This window comes from Ketobacter alkanivorans (assembly GCF_002863865.1).
GTDB classification, from domain to species: domain Bacteria; phylum Pseudomonadota; class Gammaproteobacteria; order Pseudomonadales; family Ketobacteraceae; genus Ketobacter; species Ketobacter alkanivorans.
In genome coordinates, this window is sequence record NZ_CP022684.1 from 168,434 (window position 1) to 194,237 (window position 25,804).

General features: G+C 51.5%; 18 protein-coding genes and 3 pseudogenes. 7 read left to right on the forward strand and 14 right to left on the reverse strand.

All coding sequences use genetic code 11. The features are described from left to right. Positions 1 to 60: 60 nt before the first annotated feature. From Kalk_RS00740 to Kalk_RS00785, 10 genes and pseudogenes are all read right to left on the reverse strand, one after another. A pseudogene (locus tag Kalk_RS00740) lies at positions 61 to 330 on the reverse strand (acyl-CoA thioesterase); the annotation flags it as partial. Between the two features lie 120 nt (positions 331 to 450). Beyond that, a complete protein-coding gene (locus Kalk_RS00745; protein ID WP_158643246.1) occupies positions 451 to 2,688 on the reverse strand; it encodes a TRAP transporter large permease subunit in 2,238 nt (745 codons plus the stop codon). A 343-nt stretch (positions 2,689 to 3,031) separates the two neighbouring features. Further along, complete coding sequence (locus tag Kalk_RS00750) at positions 3,032 to 4,051, reverse strand: putative solute-binding protein (RefSeq protein ID WP_101892396.1); 1,020 nt, start codon at positions 4,049 to 4,051, stop codon at positions 3,032 to 3,034. Positions 4,052 to 4,085: 34 nt separating this feature from the next. Continuing rightward, entirely contained in the window at positions 4,086 to 4,241 is a 156-nt protein-coding gene (locus tag Kalk_RS00755; protein ID WP_158643247.1) for a hypothetical protein, read from the reverse strand. A gap of 111 nt (positions 4,242 to 4,352) precedes the next feature. Beyond that, positions 4,353 to 5,231 carry a metal-dependent hydrolase gene (locus Kalk_RS00760; RefSeq protein WP_101892398.1) on the reverse strand — a complete coding sequence of 293 codons (879 nt, stop codon included), beginning with the start codon at positions 5,229 to 5,231 and terminating at the stop codon, positions 4,353 to 4,355. A gap of 39 nt (positions 5,232 to 5,270) precedes the next feature. After that, a complete protein-coding gene (locus Kalk_RS00765) occupies positions 5,271 to 6,131 on the reverse strand; it encodes an SDR family NAD(P)-dependent oxidoreductase (RefSeq protein WP_101892399.1) in 861 nt (286 codons plus the stop codon). Between the two features lie 24 nt (positions 6,132 to 6,155). Next, entirely contained in the window at positions 6,156 to 7,655 is a 1,500-nt protein-coding gene (locus Kalk_RS00770; RefSeq protein WP_101892400.1) for a flavin-containing monooxygenase, read from the reverse strand. 4 nt (positions 7,656 to 7,659) lie between these two features. After that, positions 7,660 to 8,601, reverse strand: coding sequence for an alpha/beta fold hydrolase (locus tag Kalk_RS00775; protein ID WP_101892401.1), 942 nt, complete (start codon positions 8,599 to 8,601; stop codon positions 7,660 to 7,662). A 187-nt stretch (positions 8,602 to 8,788) separates the two neighbouring features. Then, positions 8,789 to 11,884 (reverse strand): Ig-like domain-containing protein, encoded by a 3,096-nt coding sequence (locus tag Kalk_RS00780; protein ID WP_101892402.1) that lies wholly within the window; start codon positions 11,882 to 11,884, stop codon positions 8,789 to 8,791. Between the two features lie 47 nt (positions 11,885 to 11,931). Continuing rightward, on the reverse strand, positions 11,932 to 13,323 hold the full coding sequence (locus Kalk_RS00785) for an OmpP1/FadL family transporter (protein WP_101892403.1): 1,392 nt from the start codon (positions 13,321 to 13,323) through the stop codon (positions 11,932 to 11,934). 314 nt (positions 13,324 to 13,637) lie between these two features. Between Kalk_RS00785 and Kalk_RS00790 the strand changes: the two genes are divergently transcribed. Then, on the forward strand, positions 13,638 to 15,437 hold the full coding sequence (locus Kalk_RS00790) for a sensor domain-containing diguanylate cyclase (protein WP_158643248.1): 1,800 nt from the start codon (positions 13,638 to 13,640) through the stop codon (positions 15,435 to 15,437). A gap of 386 nt (positions 15,438 to 15,823) precedes the next feature. On the opposite strand, the gene Kalk_RS00795 is transcribed toward Kalk_RS00790, so the two are convergent. From Kalk_RS00795 to Kalk_RS00805, 3 genes are all read right to left on the reverse strand, one after another. Beyond that, complete coding sequence (locus Kalk_RS00795) at positions 15,824 to 16,255, reverse strand: type 2 periplasmic-binding domain-containing protein (protein ID WP_156873124.1); 432 nt, start codon at positions 16,253 to 16,255, stop codon at positions 15,824 to 15,826. Between the two features lie 13 nt (positions 16,256 to 16,268). Beyond that, positions 16,269 to 17,339: a hypothetical protein gene (locus Kalk_RS00800; protein ID WP_101892405.1), complete on the reverse strand. Its 1,071-nt coding sequence runs from the start codon at positions 17,337 to 17,339 to the stop codon at positions 16,269 to 16,271. Between the two features lie 822 nt (positions 17,340 to 18,161). Further along, complete coding sequence (locus Kalk_RS00805) at positions 18,162 to 19,238, reverse strand: AraC family transcriptional regulator (protein WP_233716762.1); 1,077 nt, start codon at positions 19,236 to 19,238, stop codon at positions 18,162 to 18,164. 111 nt (positions 19,239 to 19,349) lie between these two features. Between Kalk_RS00805 and Kalk_RS00810 the strand changes: the two genes are divergently transcribed. The 6 genes and pseudogenes from Kalk_RS00810 (at position 19,350) to Kalk_RS00840 (ending at position 24,768) form a co-directional block, all read left to right on the forward strand. Next, on the forward strand, positions 19,350 to 19,670 hold the full coding sequence (locus tag Kalk_RS00810; RefSeq protein ID WP_101892406.1) for a 2Fe-2S iron-sulfur cluster-binding protein: 321 nt from the start codon (positions 19,350 to 19,352) through the stop codon (positions 19,668 to 19,670). 14 nt (positions 19,671 to 19,684) lie between these two features. Further along, positions 19,685 to 21,097, forward strand: coding sequence for a cytochrome P450 (locus Kalk_RS00815; protein ID WP_324773257.1), 1,413 nt, complete (start codon positions 19,685 to 19,687; stop codon positions 21,095 to 21,097). 17 nt (positions 21,098 to 21,114) lie between these two features. Continuing rightward, entirely contained in the window at positions 21,115 to 22,752 is a 1,638-nt protein-coding gene (locus Kalk_RS00820; protein ID WP_101892407.1) for a GMC family oxidoreductase, read from the forward strand. Positions 22,753 to 22,838: 86 nt separating this feature from the next. Beyond that, positions 22,839 to 24,068 carry an NAD(P)/FAD-dependent oxidoreductase gene (locus Kalk_RS00825; RefSeq protein ID WP_101892408.1) on the forward strand — a complete coding sequence of 410 codons (1,230 nt, stop codon included), beginning with the start codon at positions 22,839 to 22,841 and terminating at the stop codon, positions 24,066 to 24,068. 19 nt (positions 24,069 to 24,087) lie between these two features. Beyond that, positions 24,088 to 24,579 (forward strand): annotated as a pseudogene (locus Kalk_RS21415) (transposase). A 9-nt stretch (positions 24,580 to 24,588) separates the two neighbouring features. Further along, the gene (locus Kalk_RS00840) at positions 24,589 to 24,768 is read left to right on the forward strand and encodes a hypothetical protein (protein WP_101892411.1); all 180 of its coding nucleotides are present in this window, start codon (positions 24,589 to 24,591) and stop codon (positions 24,766 to 24,768) included. A gap of 245 nt (positions 24,769 to 25,013) precedes the next feature. Here Kalk_RS00840 and Kalk_RS00845 read toward each other — a convergent pair. Then, positions 25,014 to 25,724 (reverse strand): annotated as a pseudogene (locus Kalk_RS00845) (Tn3 family transposase); the annotation flags it as partial. Positions 25,725 to 25,804: the final 80 nt, after the last annotated feature.

Consider the following 25,804-nt stretch of genomic DNA (forward strand, 5'->3'; position numbering starts at 1 on the left):
TAGGCAATCAAGCTTCTTTCATGGTCAATCAAAATCGATAAGGTTTAGTTTCATAATTATCCGGGTGGTAAAACTGCCACCGTCTCGAATGCGGTCCACTTCAAACACAATGGGCGCGTTCATGTCGCCGGGGCGCAGGAAATAGGCGTGCAGCGAATGACACTGACGTTGTTCCTCAAGGGTTCGATAGGCTGCCACCAGGGACTGGCTGATCACCTGACCTCCAAACACATTGCGGCCGACCACATCCCGGCTTACGCCTCTGAACAGGTTCAGCTCAATGCTTTCCAGGTCCAACAGGTTGATCAATTCATCTACCAGGTTAGTCATCTACTTCGCTCCGGATAGTGGGTTGGAAAATTAAGCGGACAGTTGAAACAAAAGAAGGCGACCGGGGTCGCCTTCTCAGTATAGGGCAGGACGCGTTTCGCGTTGCCCCCATATCAGTTGTCAGAAATACTGTTGGTACACCAGGGGGCCGAATGCCACCAGCACCAGGGCTATACCCATCACGGTTAGCGGCAGCACATAGCGTTCGTGGCGAATCCAGAAACTCTTGCCGCGGGTATCCTCTTTGGCTTTCTCTATTTCCTCTTCGCCCACCACTTGCCGCGTCAACAGGTGGTTCACGGCCACCGGCGGGCTGAGGTAACCCAGCTCAAAGGCCACCAGGGTGATCATCCAGAAATGCAGGGGATCGATACCCTGGCTGTAGGCCGCCTGAGCCACAGTGCCGGATACCAGTACGATGGCGCCAAAGGGATCCATAATCATCCCGATGATGACCAGGACAATGACCAGGGCAATCATGGCCGTCCAGATATTGCCGAAGAAATCACTCTGTGCGGCGACTTCTTCGAAAATACCGGAATCTTCGATTACACCACCTACGGTCAGGCTTAACGCCATAATGGAAAGCAAGGCACCGATATGGACCGTGGTATCAGTCGTGGCGCGACGTACGGAGTTTTCCAGTGAGGTGGCACGCTCTTCACCTTCATAGGTTTCATGTTTGTCTTCATCCGGTGAATGTTTGACCTTGGATTCCAGCACCAGGACCAGCAGAAGCAGCAGGGGCAGGATCGCGGCCGTCATCAGTCCATCCTGCTGGTACATAAAGGTCGCAGTGGGTATCACTAACAAGAGCAGCCAGGGCAGCAGTTTTTTGGTGTTTTTGACGACAAATTCGTATACCAGCAACAGCAGGATGATCATGGGCAGAACCACCGGCGCGGTGTGTTCGTCCAGGTGGGCATCCAGCAGGAAGGCGTAGGCGGCTGCGGTAACCACAAAAATCAAAACGTAAGGAACCAGCGGCTGGAATGCACGCAGACTGGGGGACAGGGCTTCCGAAATCGGGGCAATTTTCATGGGCCCCTGTTTTGCAACCAGCGACACCAGGAAGAACAGGAACGAGGTGAGCATAAACACCTTTACGCCCCAGCCGTACATCATGTCGGTGGTGACTTCCTTATTGAGCATGGCGATCAGGAGCACCAGCAGACAGGGGCGCAGTACCACACCCAGGCTACCGCTCATGGCGGTGGCAGCCAGGGCCAGATTGCGACGGGCGCCAACCCGCCGCAGTTCAGCGTACACCACTGCACCCATGGCGATGATGATAATACCGGAGGCACCGGTGTAGGCTGTGGGTACCGCCATGATCACAACAGCCACGAATGCCAGCAGTTCCGGCGGCAGCTTCCAGGGTTTAAAGATGCGGAATATGTATTCACCCAGGTAAGTTTGTTTCAGCAGCATACCCACCCAGATATAAAGTCCGATGTTCAGGAACAGGGAGGCCTGATCCATAATTTTGTCGACGAACAGCACCATGCCCTGCGGGTTTCCGGTTTCAAAAATGAAGAAACGGGCAGAGCTGATGGCCATATAGGCGAACAACGGGACCGAAAGCAGGGCTTTGCCGATGCTGCCCCCGGGTTTGGCCGTCTTCGGAATGGTGAAAAGCTGGAACAGCGATACCAGTGCCAGGGCTCCGAAACCAAACAGATAGAACCAGCGAACGTGTTCATTTTGGATCAGAGTACCGGATGCCCAGCCATTGTTGAGATAACTGTAGGAGGAGTAGGTTAAGGAAACATGGGCTATCAGCTGTGCTGTAATGCCGAAACGATAGTCCATCACTGTCTGCATGGGCCGCAGACCGATGTGGTGATGGGTCAGGGCAGCGGTGAGGGCACAGACAAAGAATACTATGGCGAGGAAAATCTGGTTATTGTCGCGGCGGAATTGGGACAAGGCAGAGAGCGCCATATCCACTGCAACAAATCGCTCTACATTGGGTGTTTTCAGCTCGATGGTCTTTTGCGCGGCTTCATGCTTCATGCGGCACAACTCAGCCTGCTTGCCGAGGGATTCCCGGATGGCTCCCTCGTTTACTTCTTCAGATCCGAACATACCGCCAAACGGGTCATCAGCGGCTTCCTTTTTTTTCTGGGCGACGATTTTTTGGACTTCAGATTCGATATCGATATTGGGATCACAGGAGGGGACGGGAACGTCCAGCCGGAGGATGTGATAGTCGGGCCAGATATGATTGCCCAGTTTGTTCAGTTGCGAATTCAGGTTTTCTCCAATGCTGAGTACGAGTACCCCGAGAAGAATGATAAAAACCGGTAATGAGGACAGCCACTCACGTGGATTTCGTCCCAGAAAGTTTATGTTCATTTCCCACCACATCTAATTTTTGTGATTAAACACTTGTTGTGATTATTGCTGTGCTGGTTTGTCAGACTGCAATAGTATGGGGCTAATATAGGGAAAACAGCCTAATCCCTCAAAAGTCAGAAAGTTAAATCACAGCAGTACAAGCACTACAAATACTGTCGAAAAAATAAAGGTCCAGATTATAAGTTATAAGAGTGTCAGGCATTGTGTGCCATAGATCACACAATGAATTCCCGAACTTTTACACTATCTAGCGTTGTATCCTGTGCCTGCTCGTTGACAGGGTAAAAAGAAGCAGGCTGACGGTTAGCCAAGCCTGCTTCTTTTTGTATACCGGAACCGGTTATTCGCGATCTTTAGCAGTACATTCTGCCAGTGCTGGATCTTTCTTGCAGCGCACTTTACTCAGGAATGACAGCATTTTCCCGTCATATAGTCCCTGGTCGCGCAGGGTTAAGCGGGACTGGCGGAACATTTCCATATAACCTTCCTTGTCTTTATCAGGAAGATCCAGCCAGTAGCTGGGGTTGATGCTTTTTTCCGCAGCGCTCACCACATCCATTGCCTTGCCGTACTGGCTCCAGACATAACCACGGGAGCTTTGGCCGAATCCTTCAGGGAAGCGATTATGGCGGGCAACAATTTGAGCGGTCAGCTGAATAATGGCAAAGTTCACCACCGCGCCTTTATCACCCAGGCCCTTGTAGAGTTCCAGTGCGTCATAGGCAATGGCAGGGGCCCCGATGATGTCCACGCTGCCGTTGTTGAACATGGAACCGAAGTTAGTCAGGGATACAGATACCGGAGAGGCTCCCACCGATTCAATCATGATGGCTTGAGCCTTGTCGAAATCCATGGCAGCAAATTTCTTGCCCGCCAATTCACCCACGGTGTCAATGGTACGGTCATTAGTGAACAGGTAAGCGGCACCACCGGGCAGAATGCCAGCAATTTCATATTCACCGGAAATCATCAGCTTGGCCAGTTTGGGATCTGCCAGATATTGCAGAACCACTTTCATGTGGTCTTCATCGGGAATGGCGCCAATGGAGTCCAGGGTGCCGGTGAAACTGCTAAACTCACGGGCACGCAGACCAGTGATACCAGCGGCATCACAGGCGCCTGATTTCAGGTCTTCTGCGGCAATTTTTTCGTCCGTGTACACCTTCATTTCCAGGTCCACGCCCCATTTAATGGCCTGCAGACGGTAATCTTCCATCTGGCTGGCAACGGGGCCTGATTTACCCACGATATCCCACACACACAGGGTTCGTTTTGGTAGGTCAGCGGAAAACGCCGTGGTGCTCAGCGCCATGGCGCCGGCGGCGATTGGGGTTAAAAGAGATTTAAACAGTTTGTTCATAGCCTCATCCGGAAGTCTTGGGTTTCTAATAGTTTTAATGGCCCGGAGCAGTTCCCCGCTCCGGGAAGGTTTTGACTGGACTTAGAGCAGCTCTATCTTTGGCGACTTCGACAACTTCACTACCAAGTAGCTTTTGGAAAAACACATCTGGGAACATGCCAATAAAAGTATCGATAAACGGATTATCCATGGATAACTCGCGAATCGTGATAAAGAAAGTAACGGCATCCAAGTTGCCGATGCCGTTCGTCAGGTTCGCATCGTCTGCTATATAATGCTAAAGGAAGTTGACCAGGGTGCGTCATGCAGCGCGGTTCTTGTATGCCTCAAATAGCTGTCCACCCTCACCAAAGAGGCGTTCCCTCCAAGCCTCCTCTAACGCTTTGGTATCATGATCGTCTGGGTGGAAGCGCCGAGCAATGAATTCTGGCATGCGAGGAAGGATTCGCGAGACAAACCCGTTGCGACCAAACATCATCTTCAATCCTTCAGCATTGTCTTTCACGTCTCCAAGTTTTCCGTCCTTGGCTAACATCCACGCCCAAGTGACACCCATCATTGGTATCAGTACCACCACTGAGGCGGCGGCAGCTGCGATTCGCTCACCATGGCTATTGCCGATCAGTTCGTAAACGTCGTAGGCGACAGCCTTGTGTTCGAGTTCTTCGAGAGCGTGCCATTGCCATATCTTGATCATCTCTGGATCAGCGAGGCTCCGGAACTCTTCGTCCTCTAGCAGCTGCTCCGCGAGTAACGCCGTAAAATGTTCCATGAAAGTGGTGGCTGCGAGTTGAGTGCTCTTAGGAAGTTTTGTTAGCACGCTAAGCATGACCTTCACGAAGCGCTCCGGGGTTTCCATATCAAAGCCTCGTTCAGCAAGCAGTTCATTGAGTCGGTCATGCTCACGACCGTGAATGGCTTCCTGACCCATAAATCCAGAAATAGCGGCGCGCTGTCGCTTGTCAGTCACCCGGTTACGAAAATGACGTACCGAATCCATAAAGAAGCGTTCCCCAGGTGGAAAGGATGCGGACAGCATTGCGAAGAATATCGTTGCTGTAGCGTTATTAGCATAGAAGTATTTTGGCATCGTCTCGGAAAATTGAAAGTCCATGTGCCGAGGGGGGATGCCCACTGACGCACCACCTTTCAGTACTTTATCTGTGTTTTTTGAAGTCATTGGTTGCCTCCTACTTTTTAAAGTTCAATTCAGTTGGTTTCATAACGATTCTCTCAGCGCATTTTCCTTACCCTCGCGCCTGTTGAAAAATGTTTCGAGTAGCCGCTGGTAGCCTGTCGGCATTAAGCGCTGACCGATATCCAGTAATACTGCGTCTGCACCTATGAGTACTCTGCGCTGATTCTTGCGGACTCCCTGCAATATGGCATTGGCTGCCTGTTCCGGCGTTGTGCGGGCGATGCGCTCGAAAAGCTCTGCGATCTCTTCCTTACTGCCTAGAGTCAAGCTGCCTGTATCACCCATACGGCTATTGCGAGCAATCGCGGTTTTAACTCCACCCGGATGTACGCAGGTTGCGCTGACGCTGCTACCTTCAATATCCAGTTCTTCCCGTAGTGATTCAGTAAAGCCTTTGACAGCGAATTTCGCTGCGTTATAGGCAGATTGTGTAGGCACACCGATAATGCCAAAGATACTGGAGATATTGACGATGTGGCCGTCACCGGATTGCTTTAGATAAGGCAGAAAGGCCTTGGTGCCGTACACCACGCCCCAGAAGTTGATGTTCATGAGCCATTCGAAGTTTTCGTAGCTCATGGCTTCGACAGTTTCACCAAGGCCGACGCCAGCATTGTTGATGATCAGGTTTACGTGGCCGTGTGCTTTAATGCAGTCGTCGGCGTACTGATAAACAGCCTCCCGGCGACCGACATCTACAACATGGGAGGTAACCTTGACAGGATAGTCGCGCAAGCGGGCGACAGTGTCTTGCAGGCCGTTCTCACTGATGTCCGCCAGTGCTAGGTGACAGCCTTCTTCAGCCAGTGCAATGGCGATGGCCTGGCCGATACCCGATCCAGCCCCGGTGATGGCTGCTACTTTATTGTAAAAATTCTTCATGTGTCCTCCAATCGATTGAACGGGTCAGGCGCTGAGCAGACCTCTCAGTACACCACCTTTCCTGCGTTTGGTATTTCCCTCAAAATGAAGGTGACCGTCCTCCAGGTTGCCGTAGCGCAATGCGGGCAGGTCACGTAAATAATCATCAAGGTTTTGCCAGGGAACCTTGCTGCCTTGGCGTGGCAGGCGGTCATTGGCACGCTGAACGTATCCAGAGCGAAGATTAAGAAAGTTCAGATCTGTAGCGCATCCTTCTTCGTCGACAGGCGTGACCACTCGGGCGCCGATGCCGCGCATGTGATTCAGTAGGCGGCAGACGAATTCACTGGCGATATCCGCCTTCAATGTCCAGGATGAGTTAGTGTAACCAAACACGAGGGCCATATTGGGCACACCTTCTAGCATCAGACCCTTGTACATCATGGTGTCGGCCACATTGACCTCACGTCCATCCACTTCTAACTTCGCGCCACCGAACAGTTGTAGATCAAGACCCGTGGCGGTGATCAGAACATCTGCGTCAAGATGGTCACCAGACTTCAGTTGGATGCCAGTTTCAGTCACAGTGTCGATTTGATCGGTCACCACGGAGGCCTTCCCTTCGCGAATTACTTTGAAGAGATCACCCTTGGGTACAGCACACATACGCTCCTCCCAGGGATTGTAATGGGGCTGGAAATGCTTCATGTCGATATCCGGACCCAACTGGCGGCGCGCAGCCGCCAAAAGTAGGCGGCGCATCGCCTTGGGTTTAGCCAGCGAGAGCCGGTATACTGCTCTCTGTAGTAGGATGTTTCGGGTCCGAGCCATCCGGTAAACGGTCATTTCCGGCAGGATGCGACGCAGGTTTCTGGAAATCAGATCTTGCTCTGGTACGGAGGCGACGTAGGTAGGGGAGCGTTGCAGCATCACCACGTGAGACGCCTTGTCTGTCATGGCCGGCACCAGCGTCACGGCAGTGGCACCACTCCCAATAACCACCACCCGTTTACCACTGTAATCGTAGTCTTCCGGCCAGTGTTGTGGATGAATCAATTTACCCTTGAATTTGTCGAGACCCGGAATGTCCGGGGTGTAACCGGCATCGTATTTGTAATAGCCGGTACAGTTGAGTACAAAGCCAGCGTTGAACTGGTGCTCTTCACCGGTTGTTTCGTCAATGGCAGTAACGATCCAATGGTTTTTCTCACTGTTCCAGGATTCCGAAAGCACTTTCAAACCGAAGTTAATATGACGTTTTACGCCATATTCGCTTGCTGTGTCTTCAATGTAATTGCGAATAGAAGGGCCGTCGGCAAGCATCTTGGTGTCAGTCCAGGGTCGAAAGTTGTAACCTAAAGTAAACATGTCGGAATCCGAACGGATACCGGGGTAACGGAATAAGTCCCAGGTGCCACCAATACGTTTGCGCCGCTCAATGATACCGAAACGCAGACTCGGGCATTTCTTTTTCAGGTGACAGGCCGCGCCAATGCCCGACAGGCCTGCGCCAATAATTAGAACATCTAAATAAGTATGTTTCATGCTATTACTCCGTTTCAGTCAAGGGGCCCGCCCCCCACGCGTCGCCTATGCACGACGGGTTGTGTAGAAAATTCAATACCGCTTCGGTGAAAATAGTGTTTCTGTCCCCGGCCACCATATGTCCTGCCTGATCCAGCACTTCATAGTGCGCGTGGGGAACCAGGTCGAGTAGTTCGCGTGCGCCCTGGTCGCTGAGCACGTCGCTCTGGTGCCCCCGAATTAGTAGTACTGGCATGGAAAGCTTTCTAGCTGCTGACTCCAGCCTGATTCGCTCAAACATGCCGTCGTCGGTTTCCGAAGGTAAGCGGGCGTGATCCAGAAAGGCAGGATCCCAATGCCAGTAAAGACGGCCATCATTATGGCGGCGCAAATTCTTGTGCAGTCCTGACAGGTCATTGGCATGAGCACGATGTGGATTGTATGCGGCGACTGCATCGCGCACCTGTTGAATGTCATCGAATCCGTCATGATGGCGGCACATGAATTCTATGATGCGACGAACGCCTTGCTGTTCGAGACGTGGTGCCACATCCACCAGTACGAGTGCTGAACAGGGCAGCGAGTCATCCTCCCCAAGGGCGAGCATGGCAGTCAGACCGCCCATGGAAGCTCCGACAATGACGGGGGCTGTAGGCAACGCGCAAATCACAGCGCCAAGGTCAGCGACCAAGCTTTCGGTGCTGTAATCACCTTGTGCACACCAATCGCTTTCGCCGTGCCCGCGCGCATCCAATGTGATTGCGCAGTAGCCCATCTCGGAGAGAGCTTGTGCAGTATGGTTCCAGGCGTAACGCGTTTGCCCTCCGCCGTGAAGTAGCAACACGATGGGGGCTGTTAACTCGCCGAATCGACTGGCCCGGAGAATCAATCCACCAGCACCGACATACTCTGTAGGCGTCACTGATGAAGTGAACTGATCAGTTTGTCGGGTACGACTACATGTCATGTCTACCTCTATTTTTTTAAGCATTGAGCTATAATTTGGTTGGCTGACCAAATTATAGCTCAATGCATTCCCCACTGGCAAAACGTTTTTGCCAGTGGGGAATCAGACTGCTTGATTAGACCCTTTAAAGGCTCTATTGAGAGATCAATTGACTTAACTATTGCCCGTTATAGAAGTGAGTTCCGCGTCAGAAATTTTTGACAGGCAGGAAGGTCAAAGTCATATCGAGAGCAAGCGGGGGAACTTCCAGTTCCACGCTCCCTAGGCCAAGACCAAGTAAGCTTATACCGGCCGGAATCACGAGAGCGTCAGCGTTGCCCAGCTTGAGGACCAACCGACCATCGTCGACAAAGCGCAGTGGCCCCTCAAGCGTTACATTGGCTACCGGTTTACTGCGAATATCGTGACTAAGCACAATAGGGCCCAGCGCGGGTCTCAGCTCGGGGGCATCCACGAGTACGTCGAAGGTGGCATTGAACCAGGGGCCGTTCGGCGTGTCGGAGATAAACCCTGTGATAAAGGGTTCATCCGATTCTTGGGGCAACAGCCTGAGAATCAGTGGCCCCGTATCCAGGCCGATAGTGATGAGTCCTAGAGCCTGAGCCTCCAGAAAAACGCTGGTAGTACTGACCGTTGTCGGGTAGACGTTGGCTCGTATGGCACCCGCTACGAAATTATCTGTGGCTGGGTTACTGTCGATCAGACGACGATTCACCTGAACATCGGGATCGTGTGTACGTGGGCCGGCTGCTAGAGCACCGCTGCTAATAAATGCGAAGTGGTTTTCCGGGCAATCCTCCCCAAGTGAACAACCGAGATTGGCATTCGTTATGACGCCGCCATAACTCTTTAACACCATCCCTAGATGATTGGGTGGTGGCTCGATACTGCTGTCCTCGAGGACTACCGCACCTTGTTCTTCTTCGTCAAGCACCATATTGGTATTGGCATCCGCCACTGGCAGAACGCGCAAACCAACTAACGTATAGCGATCATCCTCACCGGCAGCGACAAAGTGATTCACCATATCAGGGCCTCCTTCGCGAGGGGCAGGAGCAGATGCACTGCTTTGCGAGATTTGTCTGGTTTGAAGCGGTGCACCATCCGGCGAACAAATGGCAGTGACCCCGCAATCGGGATTGTCCACCGATTTTAAGGTGTACCTATAAAGTTCACCGACCTGCCAGGGGGTATCCGGGAAGAACTCCACCCGCTGGGGCAGGATATCCAGCCGACCCGGTATGGGTAGCCAATTGTTGCTTGAATCCCGGCGTTCAACGAAGAAGGTGGTCTCGTTGATCGTTGACGGATCGATGTCGCGGTTGAACAAGACGCGGATGGGGTAGTCCTTGTACAGACCATTCACGTGGAATTTGGGGTCGCTACTCTTGCCGCCAACGCAGCGACCGTTGCGCCATGTGGACCGCTCGCCGGTGAGCTCGGCCTCTGTTAGCGCGCAGGAAAAGCCGGGAAATACGGCCGCGATGGGCGAGCGCAGCCCGGTGCCATCGCCGTTAGGACGATGCAGGTCAGGAAGGCGCATTGCAAGCGCTCTGTCCTGATTCAGCGGATTGCCCTGTGTATCGCGCAGCAGGCTGGACAGTGTGATTTCAACATCCTGATTGTGCTCAACGATACCGGAACCCTTGATGACGATGGTGGCACCGTCCTGGCGCATAAGCACCTGATTAGGTAGCAAGGGAATACCGTTAACGTTGACCGTAATAGCGCCATCAAGGAAAACCGATGCCGGATCAAGGGGCTTGTTAAAGTTTAGGATAACAGGGTCACCGGGGCGGGCATTGGGTTGAAAATTATCCCCGGGTGACCAGGATTGCAGCTCAAGTGGGCGCGTATCGGTTGGCGGTACCGGCGCGTTGCGTTGGTCGGCATAGGCTTCCAGGCGGAAAGACAACAGGCCGCTGGCGCGTTCCAGGCCGAGAATTTCAGGTTCAACTACACTAACGGCATCCATCACCAATACACCATCTTCTACTATAGCAAGGCCTACTACCTGAATGTCCAGTAAGTTCTGGCTCAGCGCAGCGTTGGCGATACTTCCCGCTGCGGTCATGGCCGCATCCATATTTAGTAAAGCATAGCGCGGAGCGTCCTTTGCGTCGCTGAACGGGTTGGCTATCAGGTAGCCGTTTGCATCACTCAGTAGTGTGATCAACACCTCTCCGGTTTCAATGCCTGCATTGACTTCGCCAAGAATGTTGACTGCCACCGGGCTTCCGCGTAGCACTGAACCTGCAGGTACCCGCAGGGGGGCTGCGTCAGCAAAATGCGGAACGAAACCCAAGTCCGCCGCCAGATCGCCCTCCAGTTTGGTAAAGGATTCGGTACCCAGTACAAAACTTTCTACCGGAACCTCATTGATGCTTTTCCCAGTGAGCTTTGATTCCAGGTCCGGCTGTTGTTCACCAAGCGCGCCCACTTTGAGTATTGCTGTTTCACGCGGTATTGTGGCCACAGGTGTGAAGGTGCGCTCAAGGTCCGGGAGCGTCTCACCGCCCCGGCTGCGCAGACCGGACAGGATCAGGGTATGTTTCACCGGTTTGAGATCATTCATTGGGTCGAGCACCAGATAGCGTCCCTGAAGCAAAAGACTGACCCTGACTAGACTGCCCTGAGCGTCGATAAGCTTGACCTGCTCTCCATAGTTGGCGGTAGCCGGATCTAGCAAGCGATTGAACACCATTCTTAGGGTGCTCATGTCGTTTGGCTGTCTGGCATCGTCAATGCTGGCCAACAGCGCGCTCTGATCCAGGGGGGCGATGGTGAGCAGTTCGAAGTTTCCGTCGCCAATCGTCTCGGCAAACCCCTGCTGCGCGCCAGCGGTACGAAAACGAAAGTCACGGAAAGGGCTTGTGTCGATCCCGCCGATACCCTCTCCGATCAGTTGCAGCCGGTATTCCGTATTTGGTGTGAGTTTATCAACAGGGCGTAGCACTAGGCCGCGTTTGTCATCCGCTGCGTCATGATCGAAGGTGATGGCGTTGTCACCCTCGACAGTAACCAGCTGCAGTCGGTTATGTAAGTCCGCAGTAACGCTTTCATCAAGGGGAGCTGAGAAACGAAGCACAACCTGGGCGCTGGGCGTCACTTCCCGTTGACCCGGATAGGGGTAGGCGAAAATAAGACTCTTGGAAGTAGGGCTTCTAGTAAAGGTAATAGCGCTATTATCGCCTCCACACCCGGACAGCAAGAGGACGTTGGGCAGCAGTACCCATAGTGCAATAAAACTAGTTATTGTTCTGTGGTTTATTATTGTTTTCATTATGTTTTTTCCCTGTTCGCGATTCGTCAAATCTGCCGAAGTTCTGCTCAGAACTTCATTGAAGCAGATAATGAGAAGAGGTGAATATCGCCATCAGCGCGCACCGTCTCGAATGGTGCCGGATCGGAGGGAGAGTTGATTGACGTCAGCTCAAAATCGCGCTCCTCGATCTGCTGGTACTGATAGGCCAGCGACAGCACCAGGGGAGCATTGATGATGGGTGCGTTCTTGAGCCGGTAGTCGCCGCCAATGCCGACCACCGTTTTATCGCTATCAAGAAAGTTTACGTCTTGTGAGCGGGATGATTTCAGGGGAGAATCTTCCCATGCCAGCCCGCCAAAAAACCGGAGCTGGTCAGACAACTGGAAGCGGGCGCCAACGCGGGGAACGACCACATCATTAAAACGCAAACCTGCCTGCTCTCTGACTGTATCTCCGGCAAATTTGCTTTCCAGCTCAGACCAATTTTGCTTTTCGACAGAGGCTACAAGCTCGAACTTTCCAAGAGGCAGCAGGATGCTGCCGCCGAACACCTGTGGCTGATACGAATCGATGGTTGACAGAGCCAGATCAAGTCCCGGCTCGGGGATGACGCCAGGAATAACCACGTTAGCATCCACACTGACCTCGTAGTTGGTTTCATCACGCCAGAACAGCGCCACCTCCAGTCCATTGAGGCCGAACGGCATACAAGATGTACGACGCCAAGGTGAGTGACCACAGAAGAGCTCGTTTGTGCGGATGTTAATTCCCAGCGCCGGGGACAGGGTAGGCTTGGCTTCCAGCGAAAGCTGCTCGGAATCCGTATTGCCCGCGAGATCGGAGACCGCTTCAAGGCGTGCCTTCGCCGCTAGTGTCAAGCGTGCTGAAAGGCCTGCATCAACACCGCGAACGAGATCACGAACAGCACCACCAAAGGCCAGATAAAGCGGTTGGGACTCGTAACGCAGGAATTGTCCTTGCTCTGCTGTGTTGGCTTGGTACGGTAGAATGTTGGAGATGTATTCATCGACGCCTACGTTAATACCCAAATACATGGAGCGGCTCGTGTCCGATTCAGATGCGCCCGTAATGCGGGTTTTAATGCCTAGCAGCACAAGCTCGGAACTGCTGTCCGACAGGACGTCACTCTCTCGCGTCAACGGGTCAGAGCCCCCCAGCGATTTTGCGCGCAGCTCCTGGTCGCCATATTGCACGACCGCACTCAGATCGCCTTCGGGGGAGCGGGCCATCGCTGCGGGGTTGTAGTACACAGCCCAGGGCCCAGACTCGAAAGCGCTGAAAGCTTGCGCGGACCCGGCGTTGATGGGACCAAGGCCATAGGTGGATGCCGCGTCGCCTGCGCCGGCAAGGGCATCGTCTGGCGGTACGGCAACGATTGCTACAGCCAACAATAATTTGAAGATAGTCGGCAAGATACGGTTAATTATGCATGTCATGAAAATATCCTTATTTTTGTTATGGTTGTTCAGTTTCTATTCTTTCAGTTGTATATTTACTTGGTTAACCAACCAATTTCAAGAAAAAAGTAAAATCACACAATCGTAGAAGTACGTAAAAAAAGAATATTGGGCATAGGCTTTCGGATTGTTTCTCGGATCAGAGGACCAAAGTTCCCGTATTTGCAGACGGGGAGAGCAATCACTGCCCCAGAACACTCCTAATTGATCCCGAGCATACATGTAGGATAACAATGACTCAGGATGGGCTAAACTGGGTTAATTACGCTTGTTTACTCTAAGGATCCATGTTCATGACATTGAAGATGACGTCAAGATGGCGCCTGCTCCTTTGGTTTCTGGTACCCGTCTTGGTGGTTTGTTCAATCGAAGTTCAGGCACAACTGAAAGGCTATACTGCAGAGCAATTGCGTTATCAGCTCTATTACAAGGTTCTTGACCCAGCTCAAACGCTGTCCGATTCAAGGTGGATGCGTTTGGAGCCCAACGAAAACAGCTTCGGCTTCACTGACAAAATCTATGTATTTAAATTGAATATAATCAACCTTGGCCAACAGACATTGCCTGTATTGCTCGAGGTGGCCTACCCGCTGCTGGATCACCTGGATATCTACGAGGGTAATCTAGCCCCGTCATCTCAACGCTATTCGCTTGGTGACAAGAAGCCATTTTCCGATCGCGTAATCAAAAACCGAAATTTCGTAATCCCTGCTGACTTAGAACCCAACAAGACAGAGATCTATTTTTTCAAAGTCCAGACGACCAGCGCCACGCAGTTTCCTCTAAACATCTGGAATCCGGTTGATTTCCATGAAAGAGAAAAGATGCTTTATGGTTGGTACGGACTCTATTTTGGCACTATGCTGGTCATGGCCATGTACAATCTTTTTATCTACTCCTCTGTTCGTTACAGCGCTTATCTATGGTATGTCGTTTATGTTTTGTCCATGACTCTGTTTCAAGCAGCCATAGAGGGCCTGACATTTCGGTACGTCTGGCCCCAAAGCCTGTGGTGGAACTCTATCTCCATTAGTTTTTTTGTTTGCACCATGATGGCGGGTGTCCTTTTTTTTCAAATATATTTTCTGGATTTGAAGAATCAAAGCCCGAACCTTTATCTTTTGAGCAAGGTGGCCATCGCGGTGTCTGCTATTCTCATAATTTCGACGTTTATCGTTCCCTACCAATATATCATCAAAGTAGGTGCAGTCCTGACAACTTCGAGCTGCATTATCGCGCTCTTTACCGGCTACTGGGTGTGGTACAAAGGTTACCGTCAGGCCCGCTATTTTTGTCTTGCATGGACAGTGCTCGTGATAGTCGGATTCGGCACGGTGATGAACTATGTTGGGCTTTTGCCTCGAAGCGTTTTTACCGAATACTCAACCCAAATTGGTTCATTGATAGAGGTGGTGCTACTCTCATTCGCGCTGGCTGAATACATCAATTACGAAAAAAGCATGCGCTACGAAGCTCAACAGCATGCATTGTCATTACAGAAAATACACAATGAAGAATTGGAGACGAAAGTCGCCCAACGCACAGAAGAGTTGGAGGTGCTAAATCGAAAATTGTCGGACTTAAGCACCACGGATCAATTGACTGGCTTACGTAATAGACGCTTTCTGAATAGCTATCTGAGAGAAGAGTTGGAACGCTGCCAGCGATATAAACGCCCGATGACTTTAATGATGCTCGATATTGACCACTTCAAGCAATTCAATGACATTCACGGTCACCTGGCCGGTGATGCTTGCCTCCAAGCTGTAGCCAAGTGCATCAGCGTTAGTCTACGCTGGCCGGGGGATCTGGTGGCACGTTTTGGTGGCGAAGAGTTTTGTGTGCTGTTGGGCGAAACCGATTCAGCCGGTGCCGTTAAAGTGGCCGAGAGAATACGAGGCAATGTTGAGCAGCTAGAATTCCGCTGGCAGAATCAAACGATGAAGGTCACCATTAGTCTCGGGGTTGTTGTCAAAACTCCTGATGCTGGTGATTCGATCGAAATTCTCATCAGTTGTGCAGACGATGCCTTATACAAATCCAAGGCTGCGGGCCGCAACCAGGTGACGTTTTACCAGGCCACTTGTGCCTGAATGGATTCAGGTGCGCCTTCTCGCACTTTGAAAAAAACTGGAACTTTTATTTTTGTCAGAGAATTACAATTTAGCATGTTAATTGGTCTGTTGTTTAATATGTTAAGTCCGTTAACACGCTTTCTAAATTGGGTATACCTACAGAACCGGGTCAAATTTCCCATGATGGAGATTCAAGCTTCATAAGTCATTGTGTGGCTGCTGATTAATTTCAAGCTAAAGGCCTCAAAAAGCCGATAAATATCATTATCGGCTTTTTCAAAAAACAACTATTATTCAAATATTACAGTAACTTATAGCTGAAGATGGGAATCTAGGACCGCTTCTGTAGGTATACCTTAAATTCATATTCCAAAGGTGAGCTATAAAAGTTTGAATGGAAATTTCTATTCAAGCTTTCGGATAACTTTTACCGTATCATCAATTTCTGATGCATCAATATACCCAATGAATACTGGATTCTCCGATACCAGCTTCTTTACGTCAGCGCTCCCGTTGACAGTTTTGGGTGGTTGACCTTTACCCGTAAAAATCCGCTGAGACCAATATGCTCTCAACTGTCCTTCATTCTTTTCAAGAATTTTCTCATTAAATTTATCCCGGGCTGACGTACCCGGTTGCTGTTCAATAGGTACAGCCGAGCTACCGTCCGGAAATTTCGTTTTCTTCCCTAAGAATATGGCACCAAGCCACTTATCATTGAGCTCTGATACAGAATTACTTGGGTTTACAATCACGACTACATCGGCAAAGGAATGGGAAGAAAGAAATGATATAATACAAGCTACTAAAGTAGCCGTTATATTGAATCTAATCATATTAATCCCCTCTCTAAAATACTAAGTCAATTGCTGCGGCGACTACTTCAATTTTGGTTTCTTGCGGAGGAAGGCACATCCCGCTCATAGGATCACATGGAGTTGCTTCAGTTGTAGATTCTGAGTACTCCAATTTAAACGCTGTACCGGGCAAATAGTCCCAGCGTATCCCTATTGTGTGAGTTTCTACTTCTGCGAGAAAGAAAGCGGCTCTATCTTGCTCAGAATAGGTATAATGGGGTGTAAAATTGCCTATAGTGTATCCCACCGATGCATACCCAAATTTATCCTCTAAGCCGGTGTCATCATCTTCAAGATTTCCGTATTCACTTCTAAACTTGAAATTTTCATAGTCTGCGATCACGGCATATGCCGAATAAATTAATTTAGTATCTACGCCCAATCCTTCAATTGCTGAATCCATCGTGTTATACACAGCACGTAACTTTATCCAATCGTAAGCTAGCATAAAGTTAATACCTATCATGTCAGTCAGCTCACCGGGTGATCCCAGGAACTCGATTTGCTCCTCCCCCGTCCAAATCTGTGTGGATAATTCAAAGTCACCTAGATAGCGAAAATCATTCAGAGAAACGCCCGTCGTCGTTGAATATGGTGCAACGTACATGTCTGTCGGGGCTCTTAACCAATAGTAGGCATAGGATGTATCTAAAAAGTCGGAATAATAGAACAGTGGTGCGCGGAATCGTCCAAAGTTGATCTTGGTATTGTCAGTTACAACAAGCGTGGCATATGCCCATTCAAAGGAAGTATCAAAGCTTTTCTCATTTGACCCTTTTGCTACCGCTTGTACCGTTGCTGAAACCGATTCGTTTACTTGGGCGAAAGCCTGTATGGCCATTGTACTTTCCGGCAGGAAGCGCAATGTATTATCGTATGCACCGCCGGTGACGTTATCAACAACATACTCTGCATCATCGCTTCCCAATGTTTGTCCGGCAGCAACCGACGCAAAACCACTCCATGTAATATCAGCAGCATCGGATAGTCCCGGTGTCATGAAGCAACTAGCCAACATTAACCTGCTGGTTACTTGCGCAATAGTAAATTTCGTTCTAGGCATGTATATATCTCCATTATTTTTGCTAAAAATTAGTTTACTCTTACTACCACACAGACAATGTCTCTTAGACTGCTAGGGATGCCACGCCAGATTGAGCCCTATCAATCCCTTAGGCCATTACATCTACTGCATCTTTCGAAGCTGTAATCAGGTTGTTAATTGTGTTGTGGATTTCCTCCTTAGAGTCTTGTGTTTTTGATGCAAAAGAACGAACCTCGTATGCCACGATGGCAAACCAACTCCTTGCTCTCCTGCCCTAGCTGCCTCATTTGGCAGCATGTATGTAGCGCTAGTAGGTTAGTCTGGTTAGCGTTCCTTTTGATTACTTCGATCACTATTTAGGTTGAGCGACATTGAAGGACCAATTAAGTAAGAAATAAGAAGAATGTGTATGAAAGTAGAGATACCAATTGTCATACCGTAAATAGCCATTTGCTCGCTTCTGGACTCTGCTTCGACAACGAACTTGCCAAAATACGTTGACTGGTGTCGCGAAACTCTAGCAGATTCATTGATGCGTTTAGTTTACTTGTCATCAGTTTGGAACCGGATGCTAACGCAGTGAAGTCAATGGAAAAAAAATAATGAAGCCTGCAGTGGCTACATTAGTAATTAAATAGATTCTAGTTTGAATCGATAAGCGTCTGAACAAATTCACTTTTCCACATCTTCATGCTTCTATTATTTAGAGTGTAGACAAATCTTTGGTTTGTTGTAGGAATAATATGAGTGAATGCGCGAGGCAACGTATATTGCATTATTCTGGGAGAAATAGGTGCTAGCAAGAACTCGTAGGCCATCCCATGTGCTCTACCATCAGCGTCATGACCGTGGTGTGGTGTCCGAGGAATCGCCGTGTTGCCTGTACTGAGTGGGTGACCGACCAAACCAGCGCTTGAAGGCGCGCCTAAAACTCGAGTTGTCGTGATAATTCAAGAGAGAAGCGATAGATTCGACGGATAATTGACTTCCACTCAAATAGTCCGCTGCTTGCCGTGACAGAATCTCGTCGCGAATTTGTCGAAAACTGCTGTCTTCTTGTTTTAGTTTGCGCGCCAGGGTGCGTTTGCTCATAAATAGGGCCGCCGCCGCCTCTTCTTCACTAAGCGTTCCAGGTGGTCGGGACAACATCATCTTCTTGAGCCGGGTCTGGTAGCTTGGCTTCTGGGTCTGAAGTTCCGCAAGCATCGACTCACACTGCCGCAATGCTAGGCGATAGTTTTCGTTGTTGGCGGAGGCGTTGGGTTCCCTGCACAGAACCATCGGTAATCTAAGCATAAGTTGATCGCAACCAAAGCGAACCCGCCCGGACATACATTCGGAATAGGTCGCATGGTACTGAGGGGGCGGGTAGGAAAAGCCGATTTCAGCCTCGTACAGGGGGCGGCCTACAATGAATTCGCCAAACGCTAGCAGCGTCATAATGATAGTCTCTGCCACGCAGCGTTGGAGGTCGTCGTCCAGCTGCATCAGGAAAGCCAGTCTGCATTCCAAGTGATCTTCAATCTGCTGCAAATGCAGCTGAATAACGCTGACGCGCGTAGGCAAGAAGGTGTGTATCGCCTGGAGCGCACTGAGCAAGTCCGGGCTGCTGGAGGCGGCGAAGCCCATCGCACCGTGAGTAGCTGGCGTCAGGCGCTTGCCCACCCGTAAACCAAATTCGGGCTGGCCGGACAGCGCCAACGCGTTGCGCAAAATCTGTATCTGCTGGGCTGGCGTGAGCAGGTTGTCCTCACTCAGAAACTGCTGGATGGGGAGACCGGTGCCATGCAGTAATGTGGGCAATTGACTTAAGGTGAGATCTAGCTCGCGGGCTATAAGTCGTGAATAGTTTGATGGAATACCAGTTTCCACAGCTTCTAAACCATCCTGTTGAGTCCACGTAATATGTGCTTCCAAGGAACTTGCTTAAGTGTCTTTAAATGTCCCCCTCATGTCAATAAATGTCCTCGTTGACGTAACGGTAAAATGTCAGTCTAAAGCCTAGACATTAACGGAAGGATAGAATTAATGGGTGAAATTATCTTTATTGAACATGATAACACCAAACATGTCGTGGAATTGGAGCCAGAATCTACGTTGATGCAAATCGCAGTCAGTAATGCAGTGCCGGGTATTGATGGAGATTGCGGCGGAGAGTGCGCGTGTGGAACTTGCCACATGATCGTTGCGGAGGAGTGGTTTAACAAGACCGGTGCGATCACCGATGCCGAAGAACAAATGCTGTCAATGACTCCAGAGCGGACGAAAACCTCACGCCTGGGTTGCCAGGTCAAGGCCAAAGATGCGATGGACGGTATGACCGTTCACTTGCCAGAATTTCAGATGTAACCCCGGAGCAGACTATGTCAGCAGAAATAAGGCCAATTGATACCATTCAGAAAAAAGTGATCAACACCACATCCAGAGTGGTGCCTATGTACTCGCAGATCAGGGCACTAAAACTGCTAATGAAGGCCAAGAAGAAGATCATCGGTACAAAGCGACCCCAGATCAAATTCATCGATAAGCCTTTGCCCGATGTCAACTCCCTGGCACTCGATAGCATTGACACCAGCAACCCTTTTCTCTACCGGCAAGGCCAGTGGGGTGCCTACTTCAAGCGGCTCCGTGACGAGGCGCCGGTTCACTACCAGAAGAACAGCCCCTTCGGGCCGTTTTGGTCGGTGACGCGCTATGAAGACATTCTGTTCGTGGATAAGAGTCATGAGCTTTTTTCCTCCGAGCCGCAAATTATCCTGGGTGATCCCCCGGAGGGGCTGTCGGTAGAAATGTTCATCGCCATGGATCCGCCCAAGCATGACGTGCAGCGTCGGGCGGTTCAGGGTGTTGTGGCGCCAAAGAACCTGAAGGAAATGGAAGAGCTAATCCGCAGTCGCACCAGAGAGGTGCTCGATAACCTGCCCTTGGATAAACCCTTCAACTGGGTGCCGACAGTATCAAAGGAACTCACGGGACGTATGCTGGCTACATTGCTGGATTTTCCATACGACGAACGCCACAAATTAGTTGACTGGTCGGATCGAATGTCAGGTGTATCATCCGCAACTGGTGGCGAGTTTACCAGTGAAGATGTTTTTTTTGACGATGCTGCAGATATGGCTCGAGCTTTCTCCGAACTTTGGCGCGACAAGGAAGCACGCCGCAAGGCAGGCGAAGCACCTGGTTTCGACTTGATTAGCATGCTGCAGAGCAACGAAGACACCAAGGATTTGATCAATCGTCCGTTGGAGTTTATTGGGAATCTGGCGCTGCTTATCGTGGGCGGCAATGACACCACGCGTAACTCCATGAGCGGCGGGGTGTTGGCTTTGAACCAGTTCCCCGAGGAATTCGCCAAATTGAAAGCAAATCCGGATCTGATTTTGAACATGGTTTCTGAAATCATCCGTTGGCAAACCCCGCTGGCGTATATGCGCCGGGTCGCCACGCAGGACGTGGAGCTGTGCGGCCAGACCATCAAGAGGGGTGATCGTGTGTTGATGTGGTACGCCTCGGGCAATCGGGACGAGCGAAAATTTGAAGCTCCCGATCAGTTTATTATTGATCGTAAGGACGCCCGAAATCATATGGCATTTGGCTACGGCGTCCACCGCTGCATGGGTAACCGCTTGGCCGAACTACAATTGCGCATTTTATGGGAGGAGCTGCTGAAACGATTCGACAATATTGAAGTTGTTGGCGAGCCGGAACGTGTGCAGTCCAACTTCGTGCGGGGCTATTCCAAGTTGATGGTCAAACTGACCCCTAAACGTTGAGACAGCGTGTAACCAGTATGTCGTCCGAACAATTCGACTATGTTGTGGTCGGTGCGGGTTCGGCCGGTTGCGCTGTTGCCAATCGGCTCTCCGAGAGCGGCCGCCATTCGGTTCTGCTGCTCGAAGCTGGTCCAGAGAGTCGGCGCAATCCGTTCGTAAACACGCCGCTAGGCTTACTGCAGCTTATGTTCAGCCGCCGCTTCAATTGGCAGTTCAATACCGAACCCCAGCGGCATATGTATGACAGAGCATTGTTACAGCCCCGTGGCAAGATGGTTGGTGGCTCTAGTGGCATGAACGCGCAGGTCTATATCCGCGGGCATGCCTCGGATTATGATGAGTGGGCCCGCCTTGGTTGCAACGGCTGGTCGTACTCTGAGGTGTTGCCTTACTTCCGCAGGTCTGAACATTTCGAGCCGAAGCTGGCGTCGGCTGACGTAGCATTTCACGGTCAGGGCGGACCGCTCAATGTAGCGGAGCGTCGCTATACCAATCCACTAAGCGTGGTGTTTTTAGACGCAGCGATACAGGCGGGCTACCAGCGCAATGCGGATTTCAACGGCAGTGAACAGGAGGGCGTGGGGTTTTACTACGCCTATCAGAAGAACGGTATGCGCTGCAGCAATGCACAGGCGTATCTTGAACCCGCAGCTGGCCGTTCCAATCTGACGGTTCGCAGTGATGCGCAAGTTACCCGTGTATTGTTAGAAGGCACCCTCGCTACCGGTGTTGAGTACCGCAGCGCAAAGGGGCTGGTGCAGGTCTGTACCCGACGCGAGGTTGTACTCTGCGGTGGCGCGTTCAACTCGCCACAATTGCTGATGCTGTCCGGTATTGGCCCGCCTGAGGAACTGGCACGGCACGGAATTAAGCTGCGCCATGCGCTGGAAGGCGTGGGACAAAATCTTCAGGACCATATTGACGTGTTTGTTCGCGTTAAAGCGCGCAGTCGGCAGAGCATCTCGATGCATGCGAGCTACTGGCTCACCGGGCTGCGGGCCCTGCTGCAATACATGAGCAGGCGGTGTGGTGTGCTGTCGAGCAATGGTGCCGAGGCTGGCGGATTCATCCGTTCCCGAGCCGAGGAGCCGTTGGCTGACCTGCAGTTGCATTTCGCGCCAATGCTGTACGCTGATCACGGGCGGGATCTGAAGACTGCGATGAGCGGTTATGGTTACGCGGTGATGATCTACGGGCTAAGGCCACTGTCGCGCGGTCGCGTCGGTTTGCACAGCGCCGATCCGTTCGCGGCACCGTTGATCGATCCCAATTATATGGCCGAGTCCGCCGATGTCGAGCAGCTCGTTCGTGGGGTGCATCTGGTGCGTAAGATTTTGGCGCAGCCGCCCTTTGCACCGCACCATGAGGTCGAGGTGTCGCCGGGGCCTGCTTTGCAGAATGACGACGACTTGGCCGACTGGGTGCGTCGCAGCGGCGAGTCGGCGTATCACCCAGTCGGCACCTGCATGTTGGGCGTCGATCCGATGGCGGTGGTCGATCCGCGTCTACGTGTGCATGGCCTGCAATGCCTGCGGGTGGTCGATGCCTCCATCATGCCAACGCTGGTGGGTGGCAATACCAATCAGCCGACGACCATGATCGGCGAGAAGGGCGCCGCGATGATACTTGAGGATGCCGGGGAAGCGGCCATCTGAGCGCCCTGTGAGGGTGTCACAGGGCACAGTTGGAGTCTTAACTTCTGATCAATCTGATCCTAAAACACAATTGAAAGAGACAGGCTATGGCAATCAAACGAAAAGAGACGACAGTCATTGTGGGCGGTGGACATGCTGCAGGTGCCCTTATGACAGCCTTGCTGCAAAAAAAATATCAACATGATGTGATTCTGGTGGGTGAAGAGCCCCATCCGCCGTATCAGCGTCCGCCCCTGTCCAAGAATTACCTTGCAGGAGAGGTTGATCAGGCGTCGCTGTACCTGAAGCCGCGCTCGATGTATGAGAACGGCGGCTATCAATTACGGCTGGGCGTACGTGCCGAACAAATTGATCGGGACAACAAGATCATCGGATTGTCGGACCAGAGCACGTTGAAATACGATCGATTGGTTTTGGCAACGGGGTCACACGTGCGACGCTTGAAGGTGCCCGGGTCAGACTTGCAGTGCATTCATTATCTGCACGACATCGCTGACACAGATGCCCTGCGTGACCAATTAATCCCCGGGAAGCGTTTAGTCATCGTTGGCGGCGGCTATATTGGCCTTGAAGTGGCGGCCAGCGCCATCAAGAAAAGGGTGGGAGTCACAGTTCTGGAAGCCGCCGATCGTCTTATGCAGCGCGTAACTGGCCCAGAAATGTCTGCTTTCTTTTACGCCAAGCACAATGCGGCTGGCGTGGATGTACGTCTGAACGCGGCAGTAACCGGTTTCGAAGCAGGTGATCAGGGGCGCGTGGCTGGCGTGACGTTGGCGGATGGAGGTAAAGTGCAGGCCGACATTGTGCTTGTCTCGATTGGCGTTATACCGGAAACCGCGCTGGCCGAAGCTTCTGGGCTACCCTGTGATGATGGTATTGTCGTCGACGAGTTTACCCGTACTAGTGATCCTGAGATCCTGGCGATTGGCGACTGTACCCGCCACCGGAATCTTTTCTTTGAGAAAATGCAGCGGCTTGAATCAGTCGCCAACGCGGTCGATCAGGCCCGTATTGCAGCCGCCACCCTAATGGGCGAGGAGAAGCCCTACAACAGCGCCCCGTGGTTCTGGTCGAACCAGTATGACCTTCGATTACAGATGGTTGGGTTGTCGCAAAATCATGACCAGCGTGTTGTACGCGGCTGTTTCGAGAAAGAGGAATTTGCGGTGTTCTATCTACGAGAGGGCCAAGTCATCGCTGTTGACGCGGTGAATATGCCGGTGGCTTTCATGGTTGGCAAGCAGCTGGTTCAGCATCGTAAGAGCGTCAGTGCAGAAGCATTGAGTGATCCGCATAGTGAACTAAGGAACCTCTGAACAACCCCACAGATTACTGCTGGTCAAGGCGTTGCGGCGGCACTGGCCGAAGGTGGAGATCATCTTTCGGGGCGACAGCGGCTTTTGCCGCTGGAGAATCCTGCGCTGGTGTGAGCGACACGACGTGCGCTATATCGTCGGGCTGGCCAAGAATGGTCGGGGAAAGGCGCAAGTGGCGCCGTGGATCGATCGGGCCGATTCCCTGCATAAACAGACTGGCAAGAAGCAGCGTCTGTTTGCCTCTATTCACTACGGCGCGCTCAGCTGAGACAAGCCGCGACGGGTCATCGTCAAGGCCGAGCACAATCGCCTGGGTGCCAACCCCCGCTTCGTGGTGACCAACCTGGCGCAGACGGATCTGTACCTATACGACAAGCTCTACTGTGCGCGGGGCGACATGGAGAACCGGATCAAGGATCAGCAGCTGGATCTGTTTGCCGGGCGCACGTCCAGCCGTCGCTGGTGGACCGTTCCGGCAGTTGCTCTCGGGGCTGGCTTACACGCTGTTTGAAGGGTTGCGATGCCGCGCCTTGCGGCACACCCGCCTGGCGAGCGCCACTCCCAATACGCTGCGCTGACACTGCTAAAAATCGACACGGTCATCGTCTGTAACAAACGCCGAATCCGCATCCTGCTGAGCAGTGCCTGTCCGCATCAGGATCTGTTCCGCAGCGTGGCCCTGCATCTGAACACCTCATAGCCCACAAGGAGTGCTGCCCCGGCACGTTGATAAACAGTGGGGGTTGGGGAAGCTGTGTCCGGAGAACACAAAAAGACCGAAAAAACAGGCAAAATCCAATCAATCAAACGCGCCTTATAAAAACCGCCAAAAGAAAAGTGGAAATCACGCTAAAGCAACACCTTGGGGTCCTGGGGATTTTCCGTCTTAAAAAGACATAATACTACACAGCCCCCGTGGTTCCTGGTCTCCAGAGGGGTATTAACTTAGACATTTCCTCCAGTTTCGGTAATCGGCCGCATTATTTCCTCGATATCGATCAGGTTTTGTTCAAAGTCGAAGCTATAAGTCCCATTCAGATTAATGTTGTGCCAAGCCACCGGCGACACCTGCTTTGTAATCCCCAGCTTTTCTTCATCGCCAATGCCCTCGAAGTGCCTCAGTAAACGGGTCAGTATCATTGAGTTGAAGTAAATAATGGCGTTGGTGAGCAACCTCGCGCATTCATTCCACAAGCTGATTTCATAATCTGACGAACCTCGGAATCGGTTACCATTAACCGATGCGATAGCACGGCGTAATTGGTGGTAGGCCTCGCCTCGATTCAGTGCTCGCTGTACATATCCCCGGAGACTAGCATCGTCGATATAGTCCAGTAAGTACATGGCCTTGATCATACGGTTGTACTCAGTCAGGGCCTGTAATAACGGGTGGCTTTTGCTGTAACCAGATAACTTGCGAACCAGAATCGCTTGTGTGGTACTTTTCTCCTGAAGCGAGATGGCAATACGCTGGATGGTATCCCAGTGCTCAATGATGAGGTCTGTTTTAATCGGCTTTTTTAAACTCAGTGTTACGCCCTGGTCTTTGTTTTCACTGACTTTGAACATCTCTTCAATGACCTTGCCGAACTGGGCATATCTGGGGGCAAAGGTGTAGCCAAACAGATCCAACAAGGCAAAATTTACATGATGGACCAGCGGGCGCATTTGAACGAAAACCTACGGTTTTGATTTCCACGGCCACCTCGTAACCGTAGGTTTGCGCCCAACTACAA

Excerpts from the sequence above, each read along its gene's own strand:
- Kalk_RS00745 (WP_158643246.1), bottom strand. The coding sequence starts at position 2,688 with ATGAACATAAACTTTCTGGGACGAAATCCACGTGAGTGGCTGTCCTCA.
- Kalk_RS00750 (WP_101892396.1), bottom strand. The coding sequence starts at position 4,051 with ATGAACAAACTGTTTAAATCTCTTTTAACCCCAATCGCCGCCGGCGCC.
- Kalk_RS00755 (WP_158643247.1), bottom strand. The coding sequence starts at position 4,241 with ATGGATAATCCGTTTATCGATACTTTTATTGGCATGTTCCCAGATGTG.
- Kalk_RS00760 (WP_101892398.1), bottom strand. The coding sequence starts at position 5,231 with ATGACTTCAAAAAACACAGATAAAGTACTGAAAGGTGGTGCGTCAGTG.
- Kalk_RS00765 (WP_101892399.1), bottom strand. The coding sequence starts at position 6,131 with ATGAAGAATTTTTACAATAAAGTAGCAGCCATCACCGGGGCTGGATCG.
- Kalk_RS00770 (WP_101892400.1), bottom strand. The coding sequence starts at position 7,655 with ATGAAACATACTTATTTAGATGTTCTAATTATTGGCGCAGGCCTGTCG.
- Kalk_RS00775 (WP_101892401.1), bottom strand. The coding sequence starts at position 8,601 with ATGACATGTAGTCGTACCCGACAAACTGATCAGTTCACTTCATCAGTG.
- Kalk_RS00780 (WP_101892402.1), bottom strand. The coding sequence starts at position 11,884 with ATGAAAACAATAATAAACCACAGAACAATAACTAGTTTTATTGCACTA.
- Kalk_RS00785 (WP_101892403.1), bottom strand. The coding sequence starts at position 13,323 with ATGACATGCATAATTAACCGTATCTTGCCGACTATCTTCAAATTATTG.
- Kalk_RS00790 (WP_158643248.1), top strand. The coding sequence starts at position 13,638 with ATGACATTGAAGATGACGTCAAGATGGCGCCTGCTCCTTTGGTTTCTG.
- Kalk_RS00795 (WP_156873124.1), bottom strand. The coding sequence starts at position 16,255 with ATGATTAGATTCAATATAACGGCTACTTTAGTAGCTTGTATTATATCA.
- Kalk_RS00800 (WP_101892405.1), bottom strand. The coding sequence starts at position 17,339 with ATGCCTAGAACGAAATTTACTATTGCGCAAGTAACCAGCAGGTTAATG.
- Kalk_RS00810 (WP_101892406.1), top strand. The coding sequence starts at position 19,350 with ATGGGTGAAATTATCTTTATTGAACATGATAACACCAAACATGTCGTG.
- Kalk_RS00815 (WP_324773257.1), top strand. The coding sequence starts at position 19,685 with ATGTCAGCAGAAATAAGGCCAATTGATACCATTCAGAAAAAAGTGATC.
- Kalk_RS00820 (WP_101892407.1), top strand. The coding sequence starts at position 21,115 with ATGTCGTCCGAACAATTCGACTATGTTGTGGTCGGTGCGGGTTCGGCC.
- Kalk_RS00825 (WP_101892408.1), top strand. The coding sequence starts at position 22,839 with ATGGCAATCAAACGAAAAGAGACGACAGTCATTGTGGGCGGTGGACAT.
- Kalk_RS00840 (WP_101892411.1), top strand. The coding sequence starts at position 24,589 with ATGCCGCGCCTTGCGGCACACCCGCCTGGCGAGCGCCACTCCCAATAC.